The sequence below is a fragment of the Maribacter hydrothermalis genome (genome assembly GCF_001913155.1).
Classification (GTDB): Bacteria; Bacteroidota; Bacteroidia; order Flavobacteriales; family Flavobacteriaceae; genus Maribacter; species Maribacter hydrothermalis.
The window spans coordinates 2,746,878-2,772,590 of sequence record NZ_CP018760.1 but is presented as its reverse complement, the minus strand read 5'-3'; the positions used below and the strand labels follow the sequence as shown (position 1 = coordinate 2,772,590).

36 protein-coding genes are annotated in these 25,713 nt (G+C 36.2%); 6 read left to right on the top strand and 30 right to left on the bottom strand.

Features of this window, described 5'->3' with window-relative positions:
* Nucleotides 1-84: 84 nt before the first annotated feature.
* From rpsK to rpsL, 29 genes are all read right to left on the bottom strand, one after another.
* Entirely contained in the window at nucleotides 85-477 is a 393-nt protein-coding gene (gene rpsK, locus BTR34_RS11795; protein WP_068483686.1) for a 30S ribosomal protein S11, read from the bottom strand.
* 9 nt (nucleotides 478-486) lie between these two features.
* The gene (rpsM, locus tag BTR34_RS11790) at nucleotides 487-861 is read right to left on the bottom strand and encodes a 30S ribosomal protein S13 (protein WP_068483684.1); all 375 of its coding nucleotides are present in this window, start codon (nucleotides 859-861) and stop codon (nucleotides 487-489) included.
* A 2-nt stretch (nucleotides 862-863) separates the two neighbouring features.
* Nucleotides 864-980, bottom strand: coding sequence for a type B 50S ribosomal protein L36 (ykgO, locus tag BTR34_RS11785; protein WP_013305171.1), 117 nt, complete (start codon nucleotides 978-980; stop codon nucleotides 864-866).
* Between the two features lie 8 nt (nucleotides 981-988).
* Nucleotides 989-1,204 carry a translation initiation factor IF-1 gene (gene infA, locus BTR34_RS11780; RefSeq protein WP_013305172.1) on the bottom strand — a complete coding sequence of 72 codons (216 nt, stop codon included), beginning with the start codon at nucleotides 1,202-1,204 and terminating at the stop codon, nucleotides 989-991.
* A gap of 3 nt (nucleotides 1,205-1,207) precedes the next feature.
* Entirely contained in the window at nucleotides 1,208-2,551 is a 1,344-nt protein-coding gene (gene secY / locus BTR34_RS11775) for a preprotein translocase subunit SecY (RefSeq protein ID WP_068483681.1), read from the bottom strand.
* Between the two features lie 14 nt (nucleotides 2,552-2,565).
* On the bottom strand, nucleotides 2,566-3,018 hold the full coding sequence (rplO, locus tag BTR34_RS11770) for a 50S ribosomal protein L15 (protein WP_068483679.1): 453 nt from the start codon (nucleotides 3,016-3,018) through the stop codon (nucleotides 2,566-2,568).
* Between the two features lie 12 nt (nucleotides 3,019-3,030).
* Nucleotides 3,031-3,210 (bottom strand): 50S ribosomal protein L30, encoded by a 180-nt coding sequence (rpmD, locus tag BTR34_RS11765; protein WP_068483678.1) that lies wholly within the window; start codon nucleotides 3,208-3,210, stop codon nucleotides 3,031-3,033.
* Nucleotides 3,211-3,220: 10 nt separating this feature from the next.
* Nucleotides 3,221-3,745 (bottom strand): 30S ribosomal protein S5, encoded by a 525-nt coding sequence (gene rpsE, locus BTR34_RS11760; protein ID WP_068483676.1) that lies wholly within the window; start codon nucleotides 3,743-3,745, stop codon nucleotides 3,221-3,223.
* A gap of 9 nt (nucleotides 3,746-3,754) precedes the next feature.
* Nucleotides 3,755-4,111 carry a 50S ribosomal protein L18 gene (gene rplR, locus BTR34_RS11755; RefSeq protein WP_068483673.1) on the bottom strand — a complete coding sequence of 119 codons (357 nt, stop codon included), beginning with the start codon at nucleotides 4,109-4,111 and terminating at the stop codon, nucleotides 3,755-3,757.
* 12 nt (nucleotides 4,112-4,123) lie between these two features.
* Nucleotides 4,124-4,666: a 50S ribosomal protein L6 gene (gene rplF, locus BTR34_RS11750; RefSeq protein ID WP_068483670.1), complete on the bottom strand. Its 543-nt coding sequence runs from the start codon at nucleotides 4,664-4,666 to the stop codon at nucleotides 4,124-4,126.
* Between the two features lie 20 nt (nucleotides 4,667-4,686).
* Nucleotides 4,687-5,085, bottom strand: coding sequence for a 30S ribosomal protein S8 (gene rpsH / locus BTR34_RS11745; protein ID WP_068483667.1), 399 nt, complete (start codon nucleotides 5,083-5,085; stop codon nucleotides 4,687-4,689).
* Nucleotides 5,086-5,152: 67 nt separating this feature from the next.
* The gene (gene rpsN, locus BTR34_RS11740; RefSeq protein ID WP_068483664.1) at nucleotides 5,153-5,422 is read right to left on the bottom strand and encodes a 30S ribosomal protein S14; all 270 of its coding nucleotides are present in this window, start codon (nucleotides 5,420-5,422) and stop codon (nucleotides 5,153-5,155) included.
* A gap of 1 nt (nucleotide 5,423) precedes the next feature.
* On the bottom strand, nucleotides 5,424-5,975 hold the full coding sequence (gene rplE, locus BTR34_RS11735) for a 50S ribosomal protein L5 (protein ID WP_068483661.1): 552 nt from the start codon (nucleotides 5,973-5,975) through the stop codon (nucleotides 5,424-5,426).
* A 2-nt stretch (nucleotides 5,976-5,977) separates the two neighbouring features.
* Entirely contained in the window at nucleotides 5,978-6,292 is a 315-nt protein-coding gene (rplX, locus tag BTR34_RS11730; RefSeq protein WP_068483659.1) for a 50S ribosomal protein L24, read from the bottom strand.
* A 13-nt stretch (nucleotides 6,293-6,305) separates the two neighbouring features.
* On the bottom strand, nucleotides 6,306-6,674 hold the full coding sequence (gene rplN / locus BTR34_RS11725; RefSeq protein WP_027064819.1) for a 50S ribosomal protein L14: 369 nt from the start codon (nucleotides 6,672-6,674) through the stop codon (nucleotides 6,306-6,308).
* A 3-nt stretch (nucleotides 6,675-6,677) separates the two neighbouring features.
* Entirely contained in the window at nucleotides 6,678-6,935 is a 258-nt protein-coding gene (rpsQ, locus tag BTR34_RS11720; RefSeq protein WP_027064820.1) for a 30S ribosomal protein S17, read from the bottom strand.
* Between the two features lie 12 nt (nucleotides 6,936-6,947).
* Nucleotides 6,948-7,139 carry a 50S ribosomal protein L29 gene (gene rpmC, locus BTR34_RS11715; RefSeq protein WP_068483655.1) on the bottom strand — a complete coding sequence of 64 codons (192 nt, stop codon included), beginning with the start codon at nucleotides 7,137-7,139 and terminating at the stop codon, nucleotides 6,948-6,950.
* A 12-nt stretch (nucleotides 7,140-7,151) separates the two neighbouring features.
* Nucleotides 7,152-7,580, bottom strand: a complete 429-nt coding sequence (gene rplP / locus BTR34_RS11710; RefSeq protein WP_068483652.1) for a 50S ribosomal protein L16 — start codon at nucleotides 7,578-7,580, stop codon at nucleotides 7,152-7,154.
* Between the two features lie 20 nt (nucleotides 7,581-7,600).
* Nucleotides 7,601-8,317, bottom strand: coding sequence for a 30S ribosomal protein S3 (gene rpsC, locus BTR34_RS11705; RefSeq protein ID WP_068483650.1), 717 nt, complete (start codon nucleotides 8,315-8,317; stop codon nucleotides 7,601-7,603).
* Nucleotide 8,318: 1 nt separating this feature from the next.
* Complete coding sequence (gene rplV, locus BTR34_RS11700; protein ID WP_068483647.1) at nucleotides 8,319-8,726, bottom strand: 50S ribosomal protein L22; 408 nt, start codon at nucleotides 8,724-8,726, stop codon at nucleotides 8,319-8,321.
* Nucleotides 8,727-8,729: 3 nt separating this feature from the next.
* Nucleotides 8,730-9,008: a 30S ribosomal protein S19 gene (gene rpsS, locus BTR34_RS11695; protein WP_068483643.1), complete on the bottom strand. Its 279-nt coding sequence runs from the start codon at nucleotides 9,006-9,008 to the stop codon at nucleotides 8,730-8,732.
* Between the two features lie 14 nt (nucleotides 9,009-9,022).
* Nucleotides 9,023-9,847: a 50S ribosomal protein L2 gene (gene rplB / locus BTR34_RS11690; RefSeq protein ID WP_068483639.1), complete on the bottom strand. Its 825-nt coding sequence runs from the start codon at nucleotides 9,845-9,847 to the stop codon at nucleotides 9,023-9,025.
* 9 nt (nucleotides 9,848-9,856) lie between these two features.
* Entirely contained in the window at nucleotides 9,857-10,147 is a 291-nt protein-coding gene (gene rplW, locus BTR34_RS11685) for a 50S ribosomal protein L23 (protein ID WP_068483635.1), read from the bottom strand.
* Between the two features lie 7 nt (nucleotides 10,148-10,154).
* The gene (rplD, locus tag BTR34_RS11680; protein WP_068483633.1) at nucleotides 10,155-10,784 is read right to left on the bottom strand and encodes a 50S ribosomal protein L4; all 630 of its coding nucleotides are present in this window, start codon (nucleotides 10,782-10,784) and stop codon (nucleotides 10,155-10,157) included.
* Nucleotides 10,784-11,407, bottom strand: a complete 624-nt coding sequence (gene rplC / locus BTR34_RS11675) for a 50S ribosomal protein L3 (RefSeq protein WP_068483630.1) — start codon at nucleotides 11,405-11,407, stop codon at nucleotides 10,784-10,786. The genes rplD and rplC overlap by 1 nt, the downstream gene beginning before the upstream one ends.
* A gap of 144 nt (nucleotides 11,408-11,551) precedes the next feature.
* Complete coding sequence (rpsJ, locus tag BTR34_RS11670) at nucleotides 11,552-11,857, bottom strand: 30S ribosomal protein S10 (RefSeq protein ID WP_007094989.1); 306 nt, start codon at nucleotides 11,855-11,857, stop codon at nucleotides 11,552-11,554.
* A 9-nt stretch (nucleotides 11,858-11,866) separates the two neighbouring features.
* Entirely contained in the window at nucleotides 11,867-13,999 is a 2,133-nt protein-coding gene (gene fusA / locus BTR34_RS11665; protein ID WP_068483628.1) for an elongation factor G, read from the bottom strand.
* 6 nt (nucleotides 14,000-14,005) lie between these two features.
* Nucleotides 14,006-14,482, bottom strand: a complete 477-nt coding sequence (gene rpsG / locus BTR34_RS11660) for a 30S ribosomal protein S7 (RefSeq protein WP_068483627.1) — start codon at nucleotides 14,480-14,482, stop codon at nucleotides 14,006-14,008.
* Nucleotides 14,483-14,505: 23 nt separating this feature from the next.
* Nucleotides 14,506-14,880 (bottom strand): 30S ribosomal protein S12, encoded by a 375-nt coding sequence (gene rpsL / locus BTR34_RS11655; protein WP_036152127.1) that lies wholly within the window; start codon nucleotides 14,878-14,880, stop codon nucleotides 14,506-14,508.
* A 387-nt stretch (nucleotides 14,881-15,267) separates the two neighbouring features.
* Between rpsL and BTR34_RS11650 the strand changes: the two genes are divergently transcribed.
* The 6 genes from BTR34_RS11650 (at nucleotide 15,268) to rlmB (ending at nucleotide 24,866) form a co-directional block, all read left to right on the top strand.
* On the top strand, nucleotides 15,268-18,492 hold the full coding sequence (locus BTR34_RS11650) for a SusC/RagA family TonB-linked outer membrane protein (protein WP_068483624.1): 3,225 nt from the start codon (nucleotides 15,268-15,270) through the stop codon (nucleotides 18,490-18,492).
* A gap of 11 nt (nucleotides 18,493-18,503) precedes the next feature.
* Nucleotides 18,504-20,165, top strand: a complete 1,662-nt coding sequence (locus tag BTR34_RS11645) for a SusD/RagB family nutrient-binding outer membrane lipoprotein (RefSeq protein ID WP_068483621.1) — start codon at nucleotides 18,504-18,506, stop codon at nucleotides 20,163-20,165.
* Between the two features lie 12 nt (nucleotides 20,166-20,177).
* Entirely contained in the window at nucleotides 20,178-21,059 is an 882-nt protein-coding gene (locus BTR34_RS11640) for a hypothetical protein (RefSeq protein ID WP_068483618.1), read from the top strand.
* Between the two features lie 157 nt (nucleotides 21,060-21,216).
* The gene (locus BTR34_RS11635; RefSeq protein ID WP_068483617.1) at nucleotides 21,217-22,647 is read left to right on the top strand and encodes a PQQ-dependent sugar dehydrogenase; all 1,431 of its coding nucleotides are present in this window, start codon (nucleotides 21,217-21,219) and stop codon (nucleotides 22,645-22,647) included.
* Nucleotides 22,648-22,726: 79 nt separating this feature from the next.
* Entirely contained in the window at nucleotides 22,727-24,067 is a 1,341-nt protein-coding gene (locus BTR34_RS11630; protein WP_068483614.1) for an aryl-sulfate sulfotransferase, read from the top strand.
* Between the two features lie 64 nt (nucleotides 24,068-24,131).
* Complete coding sequence (gene rlmB / locus BTR34_RS11625; protein WP_068483610.1) at nucleotides 24,132-24,866, top strand: 23S rRNA (guanosine(2251)-2'-O)-methyltransferase RlmB; 735 nt, start codon at nucleotides 24,132-24,134, stop codon at nucleotides 24,864-24,866.
* Nucleotides 24,867-24,873: 7 nt separating this feature from the next.
* On the opposite strand, the gene BTR34_RS11620 is transcribed toward rlmB, so the two are convergent.
* On the bottom strand, nucleotides 24,874-25,620 hold the full coding sequence (locus BTR34_RS11620) for a rhomboid family intramembrane serine protease (protein ID WP_068483607.1): 747 nt from the start codon (nucleotides 25,618-25,620) through the stop codon (nucleotides 24,874-24,876).
* Nucleotides 25,621-25,713: the final 93 nt, after the last annotated feature.

Sequence of the window (25,713 nt, the reverse complement as noted above, 5' to 3'; positions counted from 1 at the left end):
TTAATTTGAAAGTGAGATTATGAATTAAGGCTTATCCTTCGATAATCGTAACTACACTTTCCGTGAAATATATTAGTAATTAATTTAAACTCTTCTTCTTTTAGGAGGTCTACAACCATTATGAGGCATAGGTGTAACATCTATAATTTCTGTCACTTCTATTCCTGCATTGTGTATAGATCTTATCGCTGATTCTCTACCATTTCCAGGTCCTTTTACATATACCTTAACCTTTCTTAAGCCTGCTTCATGAGCAACTTTAGAACAATCTTCAGCAGCCACTTGAGCCGCATATGGTGTATTTTTCTTAGACCCTCTAAAACCTAATTTACCAGCAGATGACCAAGAAATAACATCTCCTTTTTTATTTGTTAAAGATATAATGATATTATTGAAAGAAGCACTTATATGAGCCTCCCCAACAGAATCTACTATAACTTTACGTTTCTTGGTAACTTTAGTATTTGCCTTTGCCATACCTAATTATTATTTAGTTGCCTTCTTCTTGTTAGCAACTGTTTTACGTTTTCCTTTTCTTGTTCTAGAGTTATTCTTAGTACGCTGACCTCTTAAAGGTAAACCTGATCTATGACGAATTCCTCTGTAACAGCCAATGTCCATTAAACGCTTAATGTTCAACTGAGTTTCAGAACGTAATTCACCTTCAATTACAAAACCTGAAACAGCTTCCCTTATACGGCCAATTTCATCATCGTTCCAATCAGAAACCTTAGTATCTTCACTAACTTGGGCTTTTTTCAAAATTTCTTGTGACCTACTTCTGCCAATTCCAAAAATATAGGTTAAGGCGATTACGCCTCTCTTTTGTTTTGGTATATCTATACCTGCGATTCTTGCCATAATTACCCTTGTCTTTGTTTAAATCTAGGATTCTTTTTGTTGATTACGTACAACCTGCCTTTTCTGCGAACAATCTTGCAGTCGGCACTTCTCTTCTTAACTGATGCTCTTACTTTCATCTTGTATCTTAGTATCTATATGTAATTCTTGCTTTGGTAAGGTCATACGGACTCATCTCCAATTTAACCTTGTCTCCAGGTAATAGTTTAATATAGTGCATACGCATCTTACCTGATATATGCGCCGTTACCACATGTCCATTCTCCAACTCTACACGAAACATTGCATTAGATAATGCTTCAATGATAGATCCATCTTGTTCTATTGCTGCCTGCTTAGCCATAAATTATGCTACTTTTCTATTTTTACCGGTTTTCATTAAACCATCGTAATGTCTATTTAACAAATAAGAATTTACTTGTTGAACAGTGTCGATAGCAACACCAACCATAATTAATAGTGATGTACCACCATAAAACAATGCCCATCCTGCTTGAACATCCATTAATTTAACCACAATAGCTGGTAAAATAGCCAGCAAAGCTAAGAAAATAGATCCAGGTAACGTTATTAAAGACATAATCTTATCTAAATAATCTCCAGTTTCTTTTCCAGGACGTATTCCAGGTATAAAACCACCACTCCTTTTAAGGTCATCGGCCATTTTATTCGTTGGAACTGTTATTGCAGTATAGAAATAGGTGAAAATTATAATCAATATTGCAAACAATAAATTATATGCCCAACCAAAAATATCACTAAACTGTACTTGCATCCACTGTCCAAAAGCGGTATCATCAAATGCTCCACCAATCATACCAGGAACAAACATAATAGCTTGTGCAAATATTATTGGCATTACTCCCGAAGCGTTTAATTTCAAAGGAATGTATTGTCTAGACCCCATAATGTTCTTTTCATAGCCACCAGAAGCAGTACGTCTTGCATACTGAACAGGTATTTGTCTTGTAGCCATTACTAATAAAATACAAGCCAATATTACTAAGAACCAAATAATAACTTCTATTAATATAAACATTAATCCACCGTTATTATTAGTTGTTCTAGATATAAACTCTTGAACAAAAGATTGCGGCATTGTAGCAATAATACCTATCATAATCAACAAAGAAATACCATTACCAATTCCTTTATCAGTAATTTTTTCCCCTAGCCACATAGCAAATACAGTACCTGTTACCAAAATAATTACCGCAGGAACCATAAAATCTAATCCTTTTCCTAATAAGAAAGCACTATCCCTTACACCAAAGGCTTCTAACCCATATAAATATGCAGGAGCTTGCACTATACAAATACCAATAGTTAGCCACCTAGTGATTTGATTGATAGTCTTACGACCACTTTCACCTTCTTTTTGTAATTTTTGAAGATAAGGAATTGCAATACCCATTAGCTGTACAACAATAGAAGCAGAAATATAAGGCATAATACCTAATGCAAAAACAGAAGCATTAGCAAATGCCCCTCCGGTAAATGCATTTAAAAGACCAAAAATACCTTGGTCAGTACTATCCGTTAATCCACCTAATTGTGTAGAATCAATACCTGGAAGTACGATTTGACAACCAAAACGATAAACCAACAAAAGTCCTAAAGTTATAAGAATTCTATTTCTTAGTTCTTCTATCTTCCAAATATTGGATAATGTATCAATAAAATTCTTCATGCTCTCGTTTATGCTTACAAACTTATTGCTTCACCACCAGCCGCTTCTATAGCCGCTTTAGCTGAAACTGTAAATTTATGTACAGAAATTTTTAGCGGTGATTTTAATTCACCATTACCTAAAATTTTCACTAAATCATTTTTACCAACCAAACCGTTTTCAATTAAAATATCTAATGACACTTCATTTGTAACAACTTTATTATCAACAAGTTCTTGCAACTTTTCTAAATTGATACCTTGGTAATTCTTGCGATTAATATTGGTAAAACCAAACTTAGGTACACGACGTTGCAAAGGCATTTGACCACCTTCGAAACCTATTTTCTTAGAATAACCAGATCTTGATTTTGCTCCTTTATGACCTCTTGCAGCAGTTCCTCCTTTTCCAGAACCTTGACCTCTTCCAAGACGCTTTCCATCTCTATTCACTGAACCTTCTGCAGGCTGTAGATTATGTAAACCCATTTTATTCTATATTTAAGCCTCCTCAGTGGAAACTAAATGTTTAACTTTATTTATCATTCCAAGAATATTAGGCGTATCTTCATGTTCAACGACCTGTCCTATTCTTTTTAAACCAAGAGCCTCTAAAGTCCTTTTTTGATTTTGAGGTTTCTTAATTCCACTTTTTAACTGTGTTACTTTAATCTTTGCCATAATTCTACTCTTAGCCTTTAAATACTTTTTCTAAAGAAACACCTCTTTGTGTTGCAACTGTCTTTGCATCCCTAAGTTGTAAAAGCGCATCAAAAGTAGCTTTAACAACATTATGTGGATTGGATGAACCCTGAGATTTTGAAAGTACATCATGTACACCAACAGATTCTAATACAGACCTTACTGCACCACCAGCAATAACCCCGGTTCCATGAGATGCAGGTTGAATATACACTCTAGCACCACCAAATTTACCTTTTTGCTCATGTGGCAAAGTACCTTTATTTAAGGGAATACGCACAAGGTTCTTTTTACCATCTTCTATAGCCTTAGCTATTGCCGTAGCAACTTCTTTAGATTTACCTAAACCATGACCTACAACGCCATTTTCATCACCTACCACAACAATAGCAGAAAAACCAAATGCTCTACCACCCTTTGTTACTTTAGTTACACGTTGTATACCAACTAATTTATCTTTTAAATCTAAACCACCAGGTTTAACTGTTTCTACGTTTTTATATTTTTGGAACATACTAGTATTTTAGAATTTTAATCCTGCTTCTCTTGCGCCATCCGCCAAAGATTTTACTCTTCCGTGATATAAATTACCACCTCTATCGAAAGCGACCTTATCCAAGCCAGCTTTTACGGATTTTTCCGCAATTGATTTTCCAACCAATGCAGCAATCTCTGTTTTATTTCCTTTTGCTTTAGCAATATCCTTATCTCTTGAAGAAGCAGATACTAAAGTGATTCCTTTTACGTCATCTATAACTTGAGCGTATATTTCGCTATTACTTCTAAATACAGACAACCTTGGTCTTGCTGCAGTTCCAGAAGAAACCTTACGAATTCTACGTCGGATTCTTGTTTTTCTTTGTGTTTTTGATAATCCCATAATACCCTTATATTAAGCTGACTTACCAGCTTTTCTTCTTAATATTTCACCTACAAATTTAATACCTTTCCCTTTGTATGGTTCAGGTCTACGGAAAGATCTAATCTTTGCAGCAATATGGCCAACTAATTGTTTATCATGTGAAGTTAACTTCACAATAGGGTTCTTACCCTTTTCAGATATAGTTTCAACTTTTACCTCCGGAGCTAAATCAAAGATTATATTATGAGAAAAACCTAACGCCAAATCAAGTTTTTGCCCTTGATTACTTGCTCTATATCCAACTCCTACCAATTCTAATTCTTTAGTCCATCCTTTAGAGACACCTTCAACCATATTAGTTATAAGTGATCTATATAAACCGTGTTTAGCTTTATGCTCCTTAGAATCTGATGGTCTTGTCACCCAAGCCTGTCCATCTTCTACTTTAACCGCAACATCAGAAAATTCTTGAGTCAATTCGCCCAACTTTCCTTTAACAGAAATGACATTCTCCTTGATTTCAACTGTAACTCCTTCAGGAATTGCGATTGGATTATTACCTATTCTAGACATCTTCTAAATCTTTAAATCAATTAATAAACGTAGCACAAAACTTCACCACCAACATTCTCTGCTTTTGCTTGTTTGCTAGTCATCACACCATGTGAGGTTGATACAATAGCAATACCTAAACCATTTAATACACGTGGTAAATCTTCACTACCAGCATACTTTCTAAGACCAGGTTTACTGATACGTTGAATTTTCTTAATGACTGGCTCTTTAGTAAGTTTGTCATATTTCAAGGCAATTTTAATAGAACCTTGAACCTTATTATCTTCAAACTTATAACTTAAAATATATCCTTGGTCGAATAAAATCTTAGTTATTTCCTTTTTTAGATTCGACGCAGGAATTTCAACAACCCTGTGACCCGCTCTACTCGCGTTTCTAACTCTCGTTAGGTAATCTGCAATAGTATCTGTTACCATTTATATAAAATTCGGAAACGGTTTTCAGCATTTAGGCCAAACCTGATTCCATTAATAATTCTAATTTTTACCAGCTAGCTTTTTTAACACCAGGTATTAAACCAGCATTTGCCATTTCTCTAAACTTTACCCTTGAAATACCAAAAGTTCTCATGTAACCTTTAGGCCTTCCAGTTAATTTACATCTATTGTGTAAACGTACCGGTGATGCATTCTTAGGCAATCTCTGAAGTGCTTCATAATCACCAGCTTCTTTTAAAGCCTTTCTTTTTTCAGCATAAATTGCCACAGTTCTTTCCCTTTTTCTTTCACGGGCTTTCATTGATTCCTTAGCCATACTAATTCTTTTTAAAAGGTAAACCTAATTCAGTTAATAATGATTTCGCTTCTTTGTCAGTTTCTGCCGAAGTAACAAAAGTAATGTCCATTCCGTTAATTCTATTGATTTTATCAATATTTACTTCAGGAAATATAATTTGTTCAGTAACACCTAGGTTATAATTTCCACGACCATCGAAACCAGTAGCTTTGATACCTTGAAAATCACGTACTCGAGGTAAAGCAGAAGTAACCAAGCGATCTAAAAACTCGTACATACGCTCTCCCCTAAGAGTAACCTTTGCACCAATTGGCATACCTTTTCTTAATTTAAAAGCAGCAACATCTTTTTTAGACAATGTAGCAACTGCTTTTTGACCTGTTATCATAGTCATTTCATCCAAGGCATGGTCAATAAGCTTTTTATCAGCAACGGCAGCTCCTACACCTCTGCTCATTACTATTTTCTCTAACTTAGGAACCTGCATTACATTATTGTAACCAAACTCTTCGGTAAGGGCCGCTACTATTCGCTCCTTATACTCTTTCTTTAATCTTGCAACGTATGCCATAACTAAATTACTTCATTGGATTTTTTGGAAACCCTAACTTTTTTACCATCCTTTATCTCATAACCAACTCTAGTTACATCTCCAGATTTACTGTCGATTAGAGCCAAGTTAGATATATGGATTAAAGCTTCTTTTTTTACAATACCACCTTGAGGATTCTTAGCACTAGGCTTCTCATGTTTAGATACCATATTAGCACCTTCAACAATGGCTTTATTTTTCTCAAGATCTACACGCATTATTTTACCTTCTGTACCTTTATGGTCACCAGCTGTAATCCTTACCGTATCTCCTGTTTTGATTTTTAACTTTTTCATCTTGTCCGTTATATTATAATACCTCTGGGGCCAATGATACAATCTTCATGAACTGCTTATCCCTAAGCTCTCTTGCTACAGGTCCAAAAACACGAGTTCCTCTCATTTCTCCGGCAGGATTCAATAAAACACAAGCGTTATCATCAAATCTAATATAAGACCCATCAGGTCTTCTTACCTCTTTTTTTGTGCGAACTACAACAGCAGTTGATACTGCTCCCTTTTTAATACCTCCATTAGGAGTAGCTTCTTTAACAGTAACAACAATTTTGTCACCTATAGACGCATATCTTCTTTTAGTACCACCAAGAACACGGATAGTTAAAACTTCCTTTGCCCCTGTGTTATCCGCAACCTTTAATCTAGATTCTTGCTGTAACATAACTTATTTAGCTCTTTCTAAGATTTCTACTAGTCTCCAACATTTAGTTTTACTCATAGGACGAGTCTCCATGATTTTTACCGTATCACCAATATTGCAATCGTTCTTTTCGTCATGAGCAACATATTTCTTTGTCTTCAAAACGAATTTACCGTACATAGGATGCTTTACTCTTTTTACCTCTGCAATAACAATAGACTTCTCCATTTTATTACTAGTAACAACTCCTACTCTCTCTTTTCTTAAGTTTCTTTTTTCCATAAAGCCCACCAATTATTGGTTTTCCCTATTAGTAATTTCAGTGGCTAATCTTGCTACTGTTCTTCTTACTTTTCTAATTTGAAGTGGATTTTCTAACGGGGTTACAAAATGTGCCATTTTCAAATCCGAATGTTGCTTCCTGTACTCGGCCAATTTCTCCGTAAGTCCTTCCACAGACATTTCTTTAATCTCTTGTTTTTTCATTATTCCTTACGTTTAATTTGTGCCTTCGAAATCTCTAGCTACAATAAATTTTGTTTTAACAGGAAGTTTTTGTGCCGCCAATCTTAAAGCTTCTTTTGCTACTTCCATTGGAACTCCAGCTACCTCGAACATAATTCTACCAGGCTTAACAACAGCTACAAAATATTCAGGAGCACCCTTACCTTTACCCATACGTACTTCTAAAGGTTTTTTGGTAATCGGTTTATCTGGAAATATTTTGATCCACAATTGCCCTTCTCTTTTCATAAATCTAGTAGCTGCAATACGAGCAGCTTCTATTTGACGAGAAGTCAAAAATGTAGCATCATCAACATTCTTTATACCGAACATACCATTTGAAAGTTGGTGTCCTCTTCCAGCTAGGCCTTTCATACGGCCTTTCTGCATCTTACGGAACTTTGTTCTTTTCGGTTGTAACATTACTTTAGTTCTTTAAAAAATTACTTTCTACGACGTTGTTTTCTTCCACCTTCTTGCTTACCACCCTTAGGAGAATCCTTTTGCATTCCTACCAATGGAGATAAATCTCTTTTACCATAAACCTCACCTTTCATAATCCAAACTTTAATACCAAGTTTGCCATATGTAGTTTGAGCCTCTTGTAAAGCATAATCAATATCTGCTCTAAAAGTTGATAATGGAATTCTACCATCCTTATATGATTCAGAACGAGCCATTTCAGCACCATTCAATCTTCCAGAGATTTGAATCTTTATACCTTCGGCATTCATACGCATTGCTGCAGCGATTGCCATTTTAATTGCTCTTCTAAAGGAAATTCTACTTTCAATTTGACGAGCTACACTAGCTGCAACTAAATTAGCATCAAGCTCAGGTCTTTTTATTTCGAATATGTTGATTTGAACCTCCTTATTGGTGATTTTTTTCAACTCCTCCTTTAATTTGTCAACTTCCTGTCCACCTTTACCAATTATAATACCTGGTCTAGCAGTTGTTACAGTAACAGTGATTAATTTAAGAGTACGCTCAATAATAACTCTAGAAACACTAGCCTTAGCTAGTCTGGCATGAATATACTTACGTATTTTATCATCCTCAGCTAATTTATCTCCGTAATCGTTTCCACCATACCAGTTAGACTCCCAACCTCTAATGATTCCTAAACGATTTCCTATTGGATTTGTTTTCTGTCCCATCCTAGTTTTCTGTATTATTTTTTGACCCCAAAACCAAAGTTACATGGTTTGAACGTTTTCTAATTCTATGTGCTCTTCCTTGTGGCGCTGGACGCAATCTTTTAAGCATTGCACCACCATCAACTCTAATTTCAGCTACAACCAAATCAGCATCTTCTAAACTTGCCTCTTCATTTTTAGCTTGCCAATTAGCCAAAGCAGAAAGTAATAATTTCTCCAACTTTCTTGAAGCCTCTTTAGGGTTAAATCTTAAAATAGCTAATGCTTTTTCTACTTGAACACCACGAATTAAATCTGCAACTAATCGCATTTTTCTAGGTGAAGTAGGACAGTTATTCAACTTTGCGAAAGCCACCTTCTTCTTTTCTGCCTTAATTCTTTCGGCCATCTGTTTTTTACGAACTCCCATAGCTTACTTTTTTCCTTTGTTTTTTGCACCGACATGACCTCTAAAGGATCTAGTAGGTGAAAATTCTCCAAGTTTATGTCCCACCATGTTTTCTGTAACAAAAACAGGTACAAATTGTTTTCCATTATGAACCGCTATAGTCATCCCGACGAAATCAGGAGTTATCATAGAAGCCCTTGACCAAGTTTTTATTACGGATTTTTTTCCGGATGAAACACTTTGTTGGATTTTCTTTTCCAAACTATAGTGAACGTAAGGTCCTTTTTTTAGTGAACGTGCCATTTCTTTCTACTTTTTTATTTCTTTCTACGTTCTATTATATACTTATTGGTGCTCTTGGTCTTAGAACGAGTTCTGAATCCTTTAGCAGGTATTCCGTTTCTCGATCTTGGGTGACCTCCAGAAGCTCTACCTTCACCACCACCCATTGGGTGATCAACAGGGTTCATTGCTACCGGTCTTGTTCTAGGTCTTCTACCCAACCATCTACTTCTACCTGCCTTACCTGATACCAATAATTGGTGATCAGAGTTAGACACAGCACCAATGGTTGCTAAACACCCAGAAAGAATTAATCTTGTTTCACCAGAAGGCATTTTAACAGTAACAAATTTACCATCCTTTGCCATAAGCTGAGCAAATGTACCCGCACTACGCGCCATAACAGCACCTTGACCAGGCCTTAATTCAATACACGAAATAATAGTACCTAAAGGAATTTCACTTAACGGCAATGCATTCCCGATTTCAGGAGCTACAGAAGAACCAGATGATATTTGCTGATCAACCTGCAAACCATTTTGAGCAACAACATATCTCTTTTCCCCATCAGCATATTCCAATAGAGCAATAAATGCAGTTCTATTAGGATCGTACTCTATGGTTTTAACAGTAGCAAGCACATCTTGCTTGTCTCTCTTAAAATCTATTACACGATACCTTCTCTTATGACCTCCGCCTTTTTGGCGCATGGTCATTTTTCCTTGACTGTTTCTACCTCCGGACTTTTTTAACGGAGCAAGCAAGCTCTTCTCCGGCTTATCAGCAGTAACGGCGTCAAATCCGTTTACTACTCTAAAACGCTGTCCTGGAGTGATTGGTTTTAATTTTCTAACTGACATTTCTTGTCTTTATAGATTACTATATAAATCGATTATATCTCCCTCTACAACATCAACAATTGCCTTTTTAATAGCATTTGTCTTACCGTGCTGCACACCAGTTTTTGTATATCTGGATTTTCTTGAAGGACCGTAATTCATTGTACGAACCTTTTTCACAGAAACACCATAAGTAGCCTCAACTGCATCTTTAATTTGCAATTTATTTGCCTTAGGGTTAACTACGAATCCATAACGGTTGTTCAACTCGCTATCAGCAGTCATCTTTTCCGTTATAATTGGCTTTATTAACACACTCATGATCTTATTATTTATTTAAATTCGATTCAATTCCTTCCAAAGAGCCTTCTAACAACACAACACTATTTGCATTAAGAATCTTGTAAGTACTTAATTCTGAGTTAGTTATAACTTCAGAACCTTTAAAATTACGCGAAGACAAATATACACCTTTATTTGAATCACCCAACACTATTAAAGATTTTTTGTTTTCAAGACCAAAAGCCTTTAAAACTTGTACGAAATCTTTAGTCTTAGGAGTATCAAAATCAAAGTCTTCAACTACCAAAATTGCATTTTCTTTAGACTTTAAAGTCAATGCCGATTTTCTTGCCAAACGCTTTAAATTTTTATTTAGTTTTTGAGCATAATCTCTAGGTCTTGGTCCAAAAATTCTACCACCACCTCTAAATACAGGAGATTTAATACTACCAGCTCTGGCCGTACCAGTACCTTTTTGTTTTTTAATCTTTCTTGTACTACCTGCAATCTCTGCTCTTTCTTTTGCCTTGTGCGTACCTTGTCTTTGATGAGCTAAATATTGCTTAACATCTAAGTAAACTGCGTGCTCATTAGGCTCTATAGCGAAAACATCATCAGAAAGGTTTGCCTTTCTACCTGTGTCTTTTCCGTTAATATCTAAAACTGCTATTTTCATTACATCCACCTTTGTATAGTTACATAAGCATTCTTATGGCCCGGAACACAACCTTTTACTACTAAAAGATTCTTTTCTGGAACTACTTTTAAAACTCTAAGGTTCTGAACCGTTACACGATCCGTACCCATTCTACCAGCCATTTTCATACCTTTAAATACTCTTGCAGGATATGAAGCAGCACCAATAGAACCTGGAGCCCTAAGTCTGTTATGCTGACCGTGTGTTGCTTGACCAACCCCACCAAAACCGTGACGTTTTACAACACCCTGAAAACCTTTTCCTTTAGATGTACCAATAACATCTACGAATTCGCCTTCAACAAAAACATCAACACCAATGGTGTCTCCTAATTTAAAATCACCTTCAAAATCTTGGAATTCAACGACTTTTTTCTTAGGAGAAGTTCCTGCTTTTTTAAAATGGCCCAATTCAGCCTTATTAGCACGACTTTCTGCCTTGTCATCGAAACCAAGCTGAAGAGCACTATACCCGTCAACCCCTTCGGTTCTGACTTGGGTAACTACACATGGTCCAGCTTCAATAACGGTACATGGAATATTTTTTCCATTTTCGTCAAATATACTAGTCATGCCTATTTTCTTTCCTATTAACCCAGACATACTTATTTATATTAATTATTACTTATTTAAATACTTTTCAAAAAAATAGGGTCAAAATAATTTAACCCTAAATTATCTTTTCCATTTTTCCTTCGCACGCAGCTCCGGACATGTCCTCTACCCCAAATTGAGATAGATAATAAATTATACTTTAATCTCTACTTCTACCCCACTTGGAAGTTCTAACTTCATAAGTGCATCAATAGTTTTAGATGAAGAGCTATAAATATCCAACAATCTCTTGTAAGAACTTAATTGAAACTGCTCTCTTGATTTTTTATTCACGTGAGGTGAACGCAAAACCGTGAAAATTTTCTTATGTGTTGGTAAAGGAATTGGTCCTGTTACAACAGCACCAGTAGTCTTTACCGTCTTTACAATCTTCTCAGCAGATTTATCTACTAAATTATGATCGTAAGATTTTAGTTTTATTCTAATTTTTTGACTCATGTCTTAAATTTATGCTGTTATACCTTTTGCTGCCTTTATTACTTCCGCTGAAATATTGGAAGGCGTCTCTGCGTAGTGTGAAAATTCCATTGTTGAAGTCGCACGACCTGAAGATAATGTTCTTAAAGAAGTTACATAACCAAACATTTCAGATAATGGCACAGTACCTTTAACGACCTTAGCACCCGCTCTATCGCTCATATTACCAATTGTTCCTCTACGTCTATTTAAATCCCCTACGATATCACCCATATTTTCCTCAGGAGTAATAACTTCTAGTTTCATTATTGGCTCCATAATCACAGCACCTGCAGCTTTACCCGCAGCCTTGTAACCCATTTTTGCAGCCAGCTCAAAAGAAAGCGCATCCGAATCCACAGCGTGGAAAGAACCATCCTTAAGAACTACTTTCATGGTATCCATTTCATAACCGGCCAAAGGTCCGTTTTGCATTGCTGCAGCAAACCCTTTCTCCACCGCTGGAATAAATTCTTTTGGAATACGACCACCTTTAATTTCATCTACGAACTGTAATCCTTCGCCTGTAAAATCCTCATCAGCAGGACCCATTTCAAATACAATATCACCAAACTTACCACGACCACCAGATTGCTTCTTGTAAGTTTCTCTGTGTGAAGCCGTCTTAGTCAATGCTTCTTTGTACTCAACCTGAGGTTCACCTTGATTAACCTCTACTTTAAACTCTCTTCTTAAACGATCTACAATAATATCTAGGTGTAGCTCGCCCATTCCAGAAATAATAGTTTGTCCAGAAGCTTCATCAGTTTTTACCTGAAAAGTAGGGTCTTCTTCAGCCAACTTTGACAAAGCCATACCCAATTTATCCACATCAGCCTTAGTTTTAGGCTCAACAGCAATACCAATAACTGGTTCTGGAAAATTCATACTCTCCAAAACTATAGGATGCTTTTCATCAGACATGGTATCTCCAGTCTTAATATCCTTAAATCCTACAGCAGCTCCAATATCACCAGCTTCAATAAAATCGATAGCATTTTGCTTATTTGAATGCATTTGATAAATACGGGAGATACGTTCTTTTTTGCCTGAACGATTGTTCAAAATATAGGAACCTGCATCTAAACGACCAGAATAGGTTCTAAAAAACGCTAATCTACCTACAAACGGATCAGTTGCAATTTTAAAAGCTAACGCAGCAAACGGTTCCTTTACACTAGGCTTACGTTTTTCAGCTAAACCAGTATCTGGGTTTGTACCTTCAATTGCTTCCTTATCCACAGGTGAAGGTAAATATCTACAAACAGCATCCAATAAAAATTGAACACCTTTATTCTTAAAGGAAGAACCACAAACCATAGGTATGATCGCACGATCCATAACAGCAGCTCTTAAAGCAGCATGAACTTCCTCCTCCGTGATAGAATCTTCATCTTCGAAGAATTTCTCCATTAACTCCTCATCATATTCCGCTACAGCTTCAATTAAGGCAGCTCTATACTCCTTAACTTCTGCTTTCATATCTTCTGGAATGTCAATAACATCAAAAGTAGCACCAAAACCTTCTTCGTGCCATACTATAGCTCTATTCTTTGCTAAATCAACAATACCCCTAAAATCAGCTTCATCACCAATAGGAAGTACAATTGGCACAGCATTGGAACCTAGCATTTCCTTAACCTGCTTACATACATTAAGAAAATTAGAACCCTGACGATCCATTTTATTAACGAAACCAATTCTTGGCACCTTATAATTATCTGCCAGTCTCCAGTTAGTTTCGGATTGTGGCTCAACACCATCAACCGCACTAAATAGGAACACCAATCCATCCAATACACGTAACGAACGATTAACCTCTACGGTAAAATCAACATGACCCGGAGTGTCAATAATATTAAAATGATAACCCTTAGCGTCCTCGGTAGGCTCACCATTTTCTTTTGGAAATGTCCATTCACATGTAGTAGCCGCAGAAGTAATTGTAATACCTCTCTCCTGCTCTTGCTCCATCCAGTCCATAGTAGCAGCGCCATCATGAACTTCACCCAACTTATGACTTACCCCTGTATAAAAAAGAATACGTTCGGTAGTCGTAGTTTTACCAGCGTCAATATGCGCTGCAATACCAATATTTCTTGTATATTTTAAATCTCTTGCCATTTCCGATTAGAATCTAAAGTGAGAGAATGCCTTATTCGCCTCTGCCATTTTGTGAGTATCAGTTCTTTTTTTAACCGCCGCACCTTCTTCTTTTGCCGCTGCTAGAATCTCACCTGCTAATTTCTGAGACATACCTTTTTCATTACGCTTTCTAGCATAACTAATTAACCATTTCATGGCAGTAGATATTTTTCTGTCCGGCCTAATTTGCATTGGAATTTGGAACGTAGCTCCACCAACTCTTCTACTTCTTACTTCTACGTGAGGCATTACATTACTTAATGCATCTTTCCAAAGCTCTAAAGCTGTTTTTTCATCATCGGTCTTTTTTGCATCAACGATATCGATTGCATCGTAAAATACACTAAAAGCTACTGATTTCTTACCATCCCACATCATCATGTTAACGAAACGCGTCACTAACTGATCATTAAATCTTGGATCTGGTAAAAGTGGTCTTTTCTTTGCCTGTCTTTTTCTCATTACTTCCTTTTAAACAAGTTTAATTACTTCTTAGGTCTTTTTGCACCATACTTTGATCTACGTTGTGTTCTACCGGCCACACCTGCTGTGTCCAATGCACCACGTACAATATGATACCTAACCCCTGGTAAATCTTTAACTCTTCCGCCTCTTACTAATACTATCGAGTGCTCTTGAAGATTGTGACCCTCTCCTGGAATGTAAGCATTTACTTCTTTACCATTTGTCAACCTAACCCTTGCTACTTTTCTCATAGCTGAGTTTGGCTTCTTTGGTGTAGTAGTATAAACACGTGTACAAACACCCCTTCTCTGAGGACACGAATCCAAAGCAGCCGATTTACTCTTCTTAGTAATCGTCTCTCTTCCTATTCGTACTAATTGTGATATTGTTGGCATACTAAATAATATATAAAAATTACCCCTACTTTAAGGGTCGGCAAATGTAGTAATAAATCACAGTAATTCAAATCCTAATCGATTTATTTTTATTTTTTTTTAAAAACAGTCGAAATCGCGCATTCAAAAACAAGTACCATAAAGCAACCTTATAGTTTATCTCCAAACAATACAACTTTAAATTTTATATAAGATTTTACCATATTTTTTAAAAAATTATGAATTTAATAAAACAAAGGCTGTTATATTATTTACTAATAAATATAGACAGTGTTTAATCTGTAACTTCGCGATTTATAACATCTTCTTAAAGTTTTATTAAAATTCTCTTGCATTATTAACAGTTTATTATGAAGTTTGTCGCTAGCTAATTCAAATAATTTAAAAATGAGAACAAAACTAAATGGATTGTTAACGTTACTACTAGCGTTAGTTGTGCATATTTCTTTTGCACAACAAAAAACAGTATCCGGTACGGTTACTGATCAAGGAGGGCTTCCTTTGCCCGGGGTTAACATTGTAGTCGTGGGTACCACTACTGGTACACAGACCGATTTTGATGGTAACTATTCAATTTCCGCTGCTCAAGGACAAACATTATTGTTTACCTACATTGGACAAAAAGCAGTTCGCCAAGCAGTTGGAGCAGGAAACACTGTAAATGTAGCTATGGAAGAAGATGCACAAGCATTGGAAGAAGTAGTTGTTACGGCGCAAGGTATTAAAAGAGAGAAAAAATCTCTTGGATATGCTGTTTCTTCTGTAGGTGAAGAAGATTTAGAACAAAAAGCAGAAGGTGATGTAGGTAGAGTACTTAACGGTAAAGCATCTGGGGTATTAATTAATGCTGCCAGTGGTGTATCGGGTTCTGCTACGAACATTATCATACGTGGTTTTACATCTATTTCTGGAGGTAACCAACCTCTTTTTATTGTAGATGGTGTTCCTTTTTCATCTGACACAAATGCACAAGGTGATGCTATTGATGGTAACGTAGGTTCAAGTAGATTCTTAGATCTAGATCCGAACAACATTGCCAATGTTAACGTATTAAAAGGTTTAGCTGCGGCTAACTTATATGGTACAGCAGGTAGAAACGGTGTAATTTTAATTACTACTAAAGCTGGTTCAACAGGCGGTGGTAAGAAAAAATCTGAAATAACGGTTACTTCTTCCCTTTTCTACAACCAAATTTCTACATTACCAGATTATCAAGATCAATATGGTAATGGGTTTGATCAGGCTTATGGTGAATTTTTCAGTAACTGGGGTCCTGATTTTAATATTCCTGATGCTAATAGTTTTGGCTCAAAATATAGAGGAACTAATTCTCAAGGTACAATCTTAATAAAGCACCCTTATTCTAACAATGCAGGTGTTAGTGCTGCATTTCCAGAATATCAAGGACAGACATACGAGTACAAGCCTTATGATGGTGTAAAAGATTTCTTCCGTACGGGAACGGTAACAAATAACTCTGTAAATGCTACAGGTGCTTCAGAGGATGGTAAAGTGTCTTACAGTGCTAGTTTTGGTAACTTAAGAGACGAAGGTTTTACACCTGGCAACAAATTACAAAGAACAACAATAAGTGTTGGTGGTAAAGCTGAATTAAGTAATAGATTTACTGTGAACGGTACAATGAACTTTACTAAAAGTGATGTTAAATCACCACCAATTGCTGCAAGTTTAGGTAATGGTTCTACAGGTGACGGTTCTTCTGTTTTTGGTCATTTATTCTTTACACCAAGAAGTGTTGATTTAATGGGATTACCATTCCAAAGCCCTATAGATGGTAGAAGTGTTTACTATAGAGGTGGTAACGATATTCAAAACCCAAGATGGACTGCTGAAAATGCTTTTGCAAATCAGGTGACAAATAGGGTTTTTGGTAGCTCACAATTCTCTTACAAAATTAACGATAACTTAAACGTATTTTGGAGAACTGGTTTAGATTTCTATACGGAACGTAACGAAATTGGCCAGAACAAAGGTGGAGCAGAAGGGTATATTCAAGGTAGATACCAAACATATGACAACAAAAACACGATTTGGGATCATACCGCACAATTAAATGGTATGTGGCAATTGACCGAAAAATTAGATATGAACGTTAACTTAGGAGCTACTTCTAGAAGAACAGAATTTTCTAGACAAGGGGTTACGAGTGATCAACAATCTATATTTGGTGTATTCAAGCATTACAATTTTGCCTCGCAATCGTCTCTTAATGGAACTGATCCTTTACAAAGAGATGAAACTCAAAATATCATTGGTGTATATGCGCAAACAGAATTTGGATATGACAATTTTGCATATTTAACTTTAGCGGCTAGAAATGATTGGGTTTCTAACTTCATTGAAAATTCAATATTTTACCCATCTGCGAGTTTGTCAATTTTACCAACCGCCCTTATCGACGGTTTACAATCGCAAAACGGACTTAATTTCTTGAAATTAAGAGCTGGTTACGGTACTTCTGCAGGTTTCTTTGGTGGATATCCTGTAGCTGCAACTGCATCCTTAGATACAAGAGAATTCTTAAAGGATGGTACTTTGGTATCCTCGATTAGAGTGGATGACGAATTGGCCAACCCAGGTCTAAGTCCAGAGTTATTAAAAGAACTAGAATTTGGAGTAGAGTCTAGATTTTTAAACAATAGGGTTTCTTTAGACGTATCTGTTTACAAAAAGAATACGACTGATTTAATATCTGAACAACCATTAGATCCTTCAACCGGATATACCAGTACAGTAACAAACATTGGAGAGGTTCAAGTAAAAGGTGTAGAAGCAGATTTAGGGGTAACCTTATTTAGAAATGACAACCCTGGAGGTTTCAATTGGAATGTAAATGCCAACTTTACTGCAGATGAATCTACAGTTGTAGATTTAGGCCAAGATACGGACAACATCAACATAGGTGGTCTTTTCTCCGATCTTTCTAACTTTGCTGTACCTAATAGACCTTTCGGTATTATTATGGGTAGTAGAGTTTTAAGAGATGATGCTGGAAACAAAGTTGTTGCCAGTACTGGTGATTATGTAGAAGAAAATGGTTTATTTGAAATTGGTGATCCAAATGCTGACTGGAGACTTAACGTAAGTAACGGATTTAACTATAAAAATTTCTCTTTTAACGTTGACATCTCTTACAGACATGGTGGTGATGTTTATTCTAATACGATTTCCGCTCTTGTAGGTAGAGGTTTAACTACTGATGTACAAGATAGAGCTTCAACTTTCATTCTTCCTGGAGTTACCGCTGATGGTGCCGTGAATACGATACAAATAAACAATTCTGATTATTATTTCACCAATGTCGCTTTTGGACCTTCGGAATTACAGGTTTACGATGGTAGTACACTTCGTTTAAGAGAAATTAGCTTAGGTTACTCTGTACCTAGTAAAGCTCTTGATAAAACACCTTTTGGATCTCTAAGTTTTACTTTAAGTGGTCAAAATCTTTGGTTTAAAAGTCTTAATGTTCCAGAAGGAACTAATTTTGATGCAGAAAATCTTGGAGTTGGTGTAGGTAATGCATTAGGATTTGACTTTATCAACAGTCCAGGTTCTAGAAGATATGGTATGTCTATAAAAGCAACATTTTAAAAAAAAGAAAAATGAAAATATTTATTAAAAACTTAGTTCTAACACTTTTCTCAGCGGGGCTTGTCCTTTCTTGTGAGACTACTGAACTTAATCTGATTACTGACCCTAATGCGGTTAGTCCTGATCAAGCAACACCAGATTTTTATTTAAATCGTGTTCAAGAAGAATTTGCAAGGTTTAACGATGCCTTTGGAACGAACGGGTCTCAAGTTACCCGCATAGAACAAATGGGAACTCGTTTGTATCAGCAAGCCTATTCACCTGCTTCACAAGATGCAGAATGGAGATTTGCTTATTCATCTATGCTTACGGATATTAATGCTATGAATGCATTAGCCGATGAAGCTAATTTTAAAAGACACATTGGTATGGGTCAAGTAATGCAAGCCTTTACCATTGTTACTCTTGTAGATTTTTATGGTGATGTACCTTACTCAGATGCGATACAAGGAATAGAAAACTTAAATCCTTCACAAGATGGCGGTGCTTCAATTTATGCTGCTGCATTAGAATTATTAGATGCTGCAAAAGTAAATTTCACGACAACCGATAATGCTGCAGATCCAGACAATGATTACTACTATAGTGGTGATTGGGATAAATGGACAAAATTAGCCAACTCATTAAAGTTAAAGATCTATGCTCAAAGCAGATTAGTTGATGCAGGAGCTACAGGTGCTTTTAATGCTATTATCACTAGCGGTAATTATATCACTTCTGTTGATGAGGATTTTCAATTTACTTGGGGAACAAATGTTGTGAATCCTGATTCAAGACATCCGAATTACATTGACAATTACACACCGCAAGGTTCTGAAGATTATATGAGTAACTGGTTGATGAATTATATGGATAACGATAAATCTATCAGTGATCCAAGAATTAGATACTACTATTACAGACAAGCTCCTATTACACCAGGTGCAAGTGATTCAGATGGTCCTAATCAACAGAATTTATCTTGTAGTGTAGAACCTGCACCAGCACATATGGCCGGTTTCACTTTCTGCTATTTACCTAATGGGTATTGGGGTAGAGATCACGGTGATGATGATGGTACTCCTCCAGATGGTCAATTGAAGACTACGTACGGTGTATACCCTGCAGGTGGCGAATTCGATGACAGTACGTTTGCATCGGTTAATTTAGGAACAGGTGGCGGTGGCGCTGGTATTATGCCAATTTTCTTAGCGCAAACTGTAGATTTCCTTAGAGCTGAAATGGCATATGCGAACAATAACGCTGCTGGAGCCAAAGCATTTTTACTTAGTGGAATTCAAAAATCAATGGACAAAACATTAGCATTCGGTGATTTGGATAGTGGTGCAGATTTATCTTTAGCACCAACAGATGATGATGTTACCGATTATATTGATGAAGTTGACACACTTTACGAAGCAGCAGTAGGCGATGAAAAGCTTAATTTAATAGCTAAGGAATTTTTTGTTGCACTTTATGGTAACGGTATAGATGCCTATAACTTTTATAGAAGAACTGGATATCCAAATGATTTACAACCAAATCTTGAACCAGATCCGGGTGCATATATTAGATCCTTCCTATATCCAGCAGTTTATGCGAATAACAACAATACTGTTACACAAAAAACTTCTGTGACTACTAAAGTTTTCTGGGACAACAATCCTGATGCTGGTTTTCCATTATCAAACTAAAAAAAAGAAAAAATGAAAAAATATATTAAGAACATAATGATACTTTCGCTGGTAGCTACAGGCTTCATTGCTTGCGAGTCCAGCAACAAGACAATTGATGATGTCTTCGCTGAAGTAACTCGTGGAGCTGTTTTTAGATCAACTACAGCAGCTGCGGATGTAGCAGCACAAAGTTTTAACTTTGATGACCCTTCATCAACATACTCTGTGACTTTTGAAGTAGAGGATCATGAACAAGGTGCGCTTTTACAAGATGTTGAAGTATACACCAGTTTCAATGATGCGGTAGCCGGAACTTCTTCAAGTGAAGCTTTAGTAACTACACTACCAGCTTCGGCATTTTCTGCTAACGATTTTGGTTTACCTTCAATTACGGTTAATACCACTCTGGGAGAGTTGGCATCAGCTTTAGGTTTATCACCAAGTGATTATACTGGAGGAGATAGTTTTACTATTAGATATGTGTTAAACTTAACAGATGGTAGATCATTTTCTAATGATAACTTAAATAGTACTGTATCTGGCGGATCTTACTTTAGATCGCCGTTTATTTATACTATACCATTAGTTTGCCCACCTATCGCTCCTACAGCAGGTGAATGGACACTTGAACTTCAAGATAGCTATGGAGATTCATGGAATGGTGCTTCGCTATCAGTAACTATAGATGGAGTTTCAACAGATTATTCGCACGCTGATGGTAGTTCTACTACACATACATTTACTGTACCAGCTGGAACTGTAGAAATTCAAATTGTGTATAACAGTGGTTCTTACGATGAGGAGAATAATTTCCAAGTAATTTCTGCAAACGGTGATACAGTGTTAGATTTAGGTCCATCTCCAACTTCTGGGGAAAGCCTATTTGATTTCTGCTTGCCTTTAGATTTATAAGAAAAATCATGTAATTTTAAAAAGGGTGTAAACATTGTTTACGCCCTTTTTTAATTTATCTCTTTAAGTAATTCAATACCTTTATATTATATTGATTAACAAAATATTTTATATACGAATTTTTCAATAACCATAACAAGGAACTATTTCATACAAAATGAATCGATACTTACTTTTAATTTTTACATTAATACTATTCTCCTGTAAAAACAGCACGGAAAACAAAACAATCACACCAACAAATAATAAGCTTCCAGAGCCCAATACCAAAATCAAAGAAACAAAATCAACTCCCATAAAACATGAAATTAATGGAGGCTTAATTTTTCCAGATGGCTTTTCTGCGCTAGTAGTTGTAGATAGTATTGGACCGTCAAGGCACATAGCCGTTAATACAAACGGTGACATCTATGCCAAATTAAGAGAACCTGAAGGAACAAATGGCAACATGGCATTACGAGATACTACGGGTAATGGCATTGCCGATATTAAAACCCGATTTGGCAACTATCCTAATGATGGCACTTTTGCAACAGAAATGCGAATTCATAATGAATACCTATATTTTAGTTCGGAACAAGTTATTTACCGACAAAAACTCACTAAAGACAAGTTAATACCTGAAGGCAGCCCAGAAGTAATATTAACTGATTATTTTCCTAAAAGGTGGCATAATGCTAAATCTTTAGCATTTGATAAAAAAGGATTTATGTATGTTACCTTTAGCGCACCAACAAATGCATGCGAAGACCCTAATTCTGTTGGCCAAATTAAAGGCATGAATCCTTGCCCAGGTGTTGAAGTTTTAGGGAGTATTTGGAGATTTGATGAAAACAAATTAAACCAATCTCAGCAAGACGGACAATTATATGCTACAGGAATACGGAGTATGGTAGCTATTTCTTGGAACGATAAAGACAATAGTCTTTATGGATTACAACACGGCCGTGATTATCTACATAATCATGCACCACAATATTTTAGTAAATGGGACCAAGCCGTTTTACCATCGGAAGAATTTATGAAAATTGAAGAAGGGGATAATTTTGGGTGGCCTTACAGTTACTATGATCATTTCCAAAACAAAAAATTAATTGCACCAGAATACGGTGGCGATGGTAAAAAAGAAGCCACAGACTATAAAAAACCGATTATAGGACTTCCCGCGCATTGGGCACCTAACGATTTACTTTTTTATAAAGGCAATGCTTTTCCGGAGCGGTATAAGGACGGTGCATTCATTGCTTTCCATGGTTCTATGAATAGAACCCCTTATCCACAAGCTGGCTATATCGTGGCATTTATTCCATTTAACCAGGGGAAACCAACAGGCGAATGGGAAGTCTTTGCAGATGGTTTTGCAGGTTTAGATACCATTGTAGCCATGCCAGATGCAAAATATAGACCAATGGGACTTGCCGAAGGTCCTGATGGATCACTTTTTATTTCAGAATCAAAACAAGGAAAAATTTGGAAAGTTACTTTCAATGGAAATAAATCTGAATTTGGTAAGGAACAATTACAAACAATGGAGAAGGCCAAAGCAAAATCTTACCTTAAGATTCCTGAAAAGATGGAACATAAATAATTAATCATTTTCATGATTCGTAGGTTACAAACAATTACATTCTAATTCTTCATTTTTAACACAAAAAAGAAAATAATCCATGATTAAACTAAACTCTATAGGTATAAAAAGTGGACTCTTATACTTACTCTGTATTATTTTCGCATCATGTTCTAGCGATAACAACAGTATTGAAATCTCAGAAGAGGAAGAAATTGACAACGAAGAAATTATTGAGGAAGAAATTCCTATTGATTCTGCACAGACCTCAACAGGGGAATTAGGCACTGTTACCTTCTATAATAAAGCCCTAGTCGAAGATCATTATATTTTAGTAAATGATGCGGCTGCAAACAGTGTATATCTAATGGATAAAAATGCAGACTTAATTTATCAATGGCCATTAGGAGATCGTATAATAGGTAATGATGTACTATTGTTAAATGACGGAACATTATTAGCTTCACTAGAATCTGATAATCCAGATTTTCAATTTGGAGGACAAGGTGGCATAATTCAAATTATAGATAAAAATGGGGAAGCTTTATGGAATTTCGATTATTCGAATTCAGAACATAGATCCCACCATGATGTGGAACTTTTAACAAATGGCAACATATTGGCAATTGCGTGGGAGAAAATGACCGCTGAAGAAGCAATTGCCAATGGTTACAAATTGGACACTCCCATTTACCCAGAATCAATTATAGAAGTAAACCCAACTACTAATGAAATTGTTTGGGAGTGGCATTCCAAAGACCATTTAATACAAAATTTTGATGAAACAAAACTTAATTACGGTAGTGTTGAGGACAATCCGCAATTAATAGACCTTAATTATGTTGAAACTACCACAGGAAATATAATGCACGCCAATGGTATAAGCTATGACGAGGTTAATGACCTAATTTATCTTAGCGTAAATTATTTTAGCGAGGTATGGGTTATAGACCATTCTACGACCAGTCTTGAAGCCGTTTCCCATTCTGGAGGAAACTTTAACAGAGGCGGTGATTTAATTTATAGGTTCGGAAACCCTACTACCTTAAACGACAACACTACGGAACGTTTATTCATAAACAATCATTATCCAAATCTGTTTGAACCCGGTAAAATGTTAATATATACCAATGGAGGTGAGCTAGAACAATCTACTGTTTATGAGCTAAAATTACCTGCCGCACTCAATCAAAAGAGTATTCCTGCTATTACACAACCCGATATTTTATGGAGTTTTACCGATCCTGAATTATTTGCGCCAAAAGTATCCGGAGCTGTTCGGTTACCAAACGGAAATACTTTAATAACCGAAGGTGATTTTGGGCTATGGGAAGTAACACAGGAAAGCGAAGTTGTTTGGAAGTTCTCTGCACCAGGATTCTTTTGGAGGGCATACCATTACGCCAAGGACGACCCTGCTATTCTTGCTTTAGAGCTTTAAAATATACTTTTATTAATTTCAACCGCCCAACAATAATTGGGCGGTTTTTATTTACCTTTGCCCCATGCAAAAAACCACTCAAATTTATGGCTTAAGAGCCATTATAGAAGCCGTAAACGCTAACGAGGAGATAGACAAGGTATTTCTTCAAAAAGGGCTAAAAGGCGACCTTATGAAAGAATTAGAAGGTTTATTGCGCCGCAATGAAATCAATATGGTCTATGTGCCTGTTGAAAAACTAAATCGCCTTACCAAAAGCAATCACCAAGGTGCAGTTGCTAACATATCCCCTATATCATTTCATAGTCTTGAAGATTTAGTGGAAAAGGTCAATAAAAAAGAGGGTCCCGCCCTATTCTTGCTTTTAGACCAACTTTCTGATGTTCGTAATTTTGGTGCAATAATAAGAACCGCAGAATGCACAGGGGTAGATGGTATTATTGTACAAAAAAAAGGAGCTGCTCCTGTAACGGCAGATACTATTAAAACATCTGCGGGCGCAGCATATAGAGTCCCTATTGCGAAAGTAGATCACTTAAAAGATGCTGTCTTTTATTTACAAGCATCTGGCATTAAAATAGTTTCTGCAACTGAAAAAACTGATGACTCGGTATATGATGTTCCATTTACCAATTCCATAGCAATAGTAATGGGTGCTGAAGATCGTGGTATTACACCTTCTATTTTAAAAGCATCAGACTATAGAGCTAAGCTTCCTTTACTTGGAGAAATTGAATCTTTAAATGTATCTGTTGCTTGTGCCGTATTTTTATATGAAGCGGTTCGTCAACGTTTATAATTGACATTTATTTGTCCAAATCACTTTTGGGACTTTTCTTAAAGACATAGTTAAATTTTAGGTTTTCGTCTTCATTACCATCCTCGTCACTTGAGATTTCTTTAAAGTTTCCGTTTTCATCAAAATGTTGTAAAAATGGGTCATCCTCTTCCTTAAAATCTTCTTTTTCCCAGTCATATTTTTTGGTTTGAGGAATACGTGCTTTTACCATTTTTGCAAGAAATAATCCGGTTAAAAAACCTGCTAAATGTCCTTCCCAAGACATACCTTCCTTCACAGGAAATATATACCAAAGCATACTTCCGTAAATAAAAACAACAATTAGTGAAAGTGCCACAAGCCTAAAGTAGGAACTAAATATTCCCTTAAAAAAAATGAAGCTTGCTAGCACATAAATGAGTCCGCTTGCACCAATATGGTAAGATGTTCTACCAATGAGCCAAGTTATTAAACCAGATAAAAGAATACCGAACAGAACTACTTTCCAAGCAACATCTCTATAAAAGTACCAAAGTGCAGATAGTAATATGGCCAATGGAATAGTATTGTTGTATAAGTGCTCTAACGAACCGTGAATAAACGGACTCAATACTACTCCGCGTAATCCTAATAAAGTTCGCGGCATCACCCCCATTTCATTAAAATTAACTTCTAAAGCAAGTTCTATCCAATACACACCCCATATAATTATCATAGCAGTCAGCGGAACAGCTAAAACCCTATTTGAAAACTTAAAATGTCCTATTTCCGACATGCGTTTCTTTTGTTATTAAATTTACAAATATGCGACCAATGAATACAAATTGGTCAAATTGTCATTCCAATCCTTACCTAAGTATCAATTGGC

Excerpts from the sequence above, each read along its gene's own strand:
- rplN (WP_027064819.1), bottom strand. The coding sequence starts at position 6,674 with ATGTTACAGCAAGAATCTAGATTAAAGGTTGCGGATAACACAGGGGCA.
- rpsK (WP_068483686.1), bottom strand. The coding sequence starts at position 477 with ATGGCAAAGGCAAATACTAAAGTTACCAAGAAACGTAAAGTTATAGTA.
- rplR (WP_068483673.1), bottom strand. The coding sequence starts at position 4,111 with ATGGGATTATCAAAAACACAAAGAAAAACAAGAATCCGACGTAGAATT.
- rpsL (WP_036152127.1), bottom strand. The coding sequence starts at position 14,880 with ATGCCAACAATATCACAATTAGTACGAATAGGAAGAGAGACGATTACT.
- rplF (WP_068483670.1), bottom strand. The coding sequence starts at position 4,666 with ATGTCTAGAATAGGTAATAATCCAATCGCAATTCCTGAAGGAGTTACA.
- rplD (WP_068483633.1), bottom strand. The coding sequence starts at position 10,784 with ATGAAAATAGCAGTTTTAGATATTAACGGAAAAGACACAGGTAGAAAG.
- rpsJ (WP_007094989.1), bottom strand. The coding sequence starts at position 11,857 with ATGAGTCAAAAAATTAGAATAAAACTAAAATCTTACGATCATAATTTA.
- ykgO (WP_013305171.1), bottom strand. The coding sequence starts at position 980 with ATGAAAGTAAGAGCATCAGTTAAGAAGAGAAGTGCCGACTGCAAGATT.
- rpsS (WP_068483643.1), bottom strand. The coding sequence starts at position 9,008 with ATGGCACGTTCACTAAAAAAAGGACCTTACGTTCACTATAGTTTGGAA.
- rplE (WP_068483661.1), bottom strand. The coding sequence starts at position 5,975 with ATGGCATACGTTGCAAGATTAAAGAAAGAGTATAAGGAGCGAATAGTA.
- fusA (WP_068483628.1), bottom strand. The coding sequence starts at position 13,999 with ATGGCAAGAGATTTAAAATATACAAGAAATATTGGTATTGCAGCGCAT.
- rpsE (WP_068483676.1), bottom strand. The coding sequence starts at position 3,745 with ATGTTCCAAAAATATAAAAACGTAGAAACAGTTAAACCTGGTGGTTTA.
- rpsN (WP_068483664.1), bottom strand. The coding sequence starts at position 5,422 with ATGGCTAAGGAATCAATGAAAGCCCGTGAAAGAAAAAGGGAAAGAACT.
- rpsG (WP_068483627.1), bottom strand. The coding sequence starts at position 14,482 with ATGAGAAAAAGACAGGCAAAGAAAAGACCACTTTTACCAGATCCAAGA.
- rpsQ (WP_027064820.1), bottom strand. The coding sequence starts at position 6,935 with ATGGAAAAAAGAAACTTAAGAAAAGAGAGAGTAGGAGTTGTTACTAGT.
- rplB (WP_068483639.1), bottom strand. The coding sequence starts at position 9,847 with ATGTCAGTTAGAAAATTAAAACCAATCACTCCAGGACAGCGTTTTAGA.
- rplP (WP_068483652.1), bottom strand. The coding sequence starts at position 7,580 with ATGTTACAACCGAAAAGAACAAAGTTCCGTAAGATGCAGAAAGGCCGT.
- infA (WP_013305172.1), bottom strand. The coding sequence starts at position 1,204 with ATGGCTAAGCAGGCAGCAATAGAACAAGATGGATCTATCATTGAAGCA.
- rplV (WP_068483647.1), bottom strand. The coding sequence starts at position 8,726 with ATGGGAGTTCGTAAAAAACAGATGGCCGAAAGAATTAAGGCAGAAAAG.
- BTR34_RS11640 (WP_068483618.1), top strand. The coding sequence starts at position 20,178 with ATGAAAAAATATATTAAGAACATAATGATACTTTCGCTGGTAGCTACA.
- rpsM (WP_068483684.1), bottom strand. The coding sequence starts at position 861 with ATGGCAAGAATCGCAGGTATAGATATACCAAAACAAAAGAGAGGCGTA.
- BTR34_RS11635 (WP_068483617.1), top strand. The coding sequence starts at position 21,217 with ATGAATCGATACTTACTTTTAATTTTTACATTAATACTATTCTCCTGT.
- BTR34_RS11630 (WP_068483614.1), top strand. The coding sequence starts at position 22,727 with ATGATTAAACTAAACTCTATAGGTATAAAAAGTGGACTCTTATACTTA.
- rpsH (WP_068483667.1), bottom strand. The coding sequence starts at position 5,085 with ATGGTAACAGATACTATTGCAGATTACCTAACGAGAGTTAGAAACGCG.
- BTR34_RS11650 (WP_068483624.1), top strand. The coding sequence starts at position 15,268 with ATGAGAACAAAACTAAATGGATTGTTAACGTTACTACTAGCGTTAGTT.
- BTR34_RS11620 (WP_068483607.1), bottom strand. The coding sequence starts at position 25,620 with ATGTCGGAAATAGGACATTTTAAGTTTTCAAATAGGGTTTTAGCTGTT.
- rplW (WP_068483635.1), bottom strand. The coding sequence starts at position 10,147 with ATGAGTGTGTTAATAAAGCCAATTATAACGGAAAAGATGACTGCTGAT.
- rpmC (WP_068483655.1), bottom strand. The coding sequence starts at position 7,139 with ATGAAAAAACAAGAGATTAAAGAAATGTCTGTGGAAGGACTTACGGAG.
- rpsC (WP_068483650.1), bottom strand. The coding sequence starts at position 8,317 with ATGGGACAGAAAACAAATCCAATAGGAAATCGTTTAGGAATCATTAGA.
- BTR34_RS11645 (WP_068483621.1), top strand. The coding sequence starts at position 18,504 with ATGAAAATATTTATTAAAAACTTAGTTCTAACACTTTTCTCAGCGGGG.
- rlmB (WP_068483610.1), top strand. The coding sequence starts at position 24,132 with ATGCAAAAAACCACTCAAATTTATGGCTTAAGAGCCATTATAGAAGCC.
- rplX (WP_068483659.1), bottom strand. The coding sequence starts at position 6,292 with ATGAAAAAGTTAAAAATCAAAACAGGAGATACGGTAAGGATTACAGCT.
- secY (WP_068483681.1), bottom strand. The coding sequence starts at position 2,551 with ATGAAGAATTTTATTGATACATTATCCAATATTTGGAAGATAGAAGAA.
- rplO (WP_068483679.1), bottom strand. The coding sequence starts at position 3,018 with ATGGGTTTACATAATCTACAGCCTGCAGAAGGTTCAGTGAATAGAGAT.
- rpmD (WP_068483678.1), bottom strand. The coding sequence starts at position 3,210 with ATGGCAAAGATTAAAGTAACACAGTTAAAAAGTGGAATTAAGAAACCT.
- rplC (WP_068483630.1), bottom strand. The coding sequence starts at position 11,407 with ATGTCTGGGTTAATAGGAAAGAAAATAGGCATGACTAGTATATTTGAC.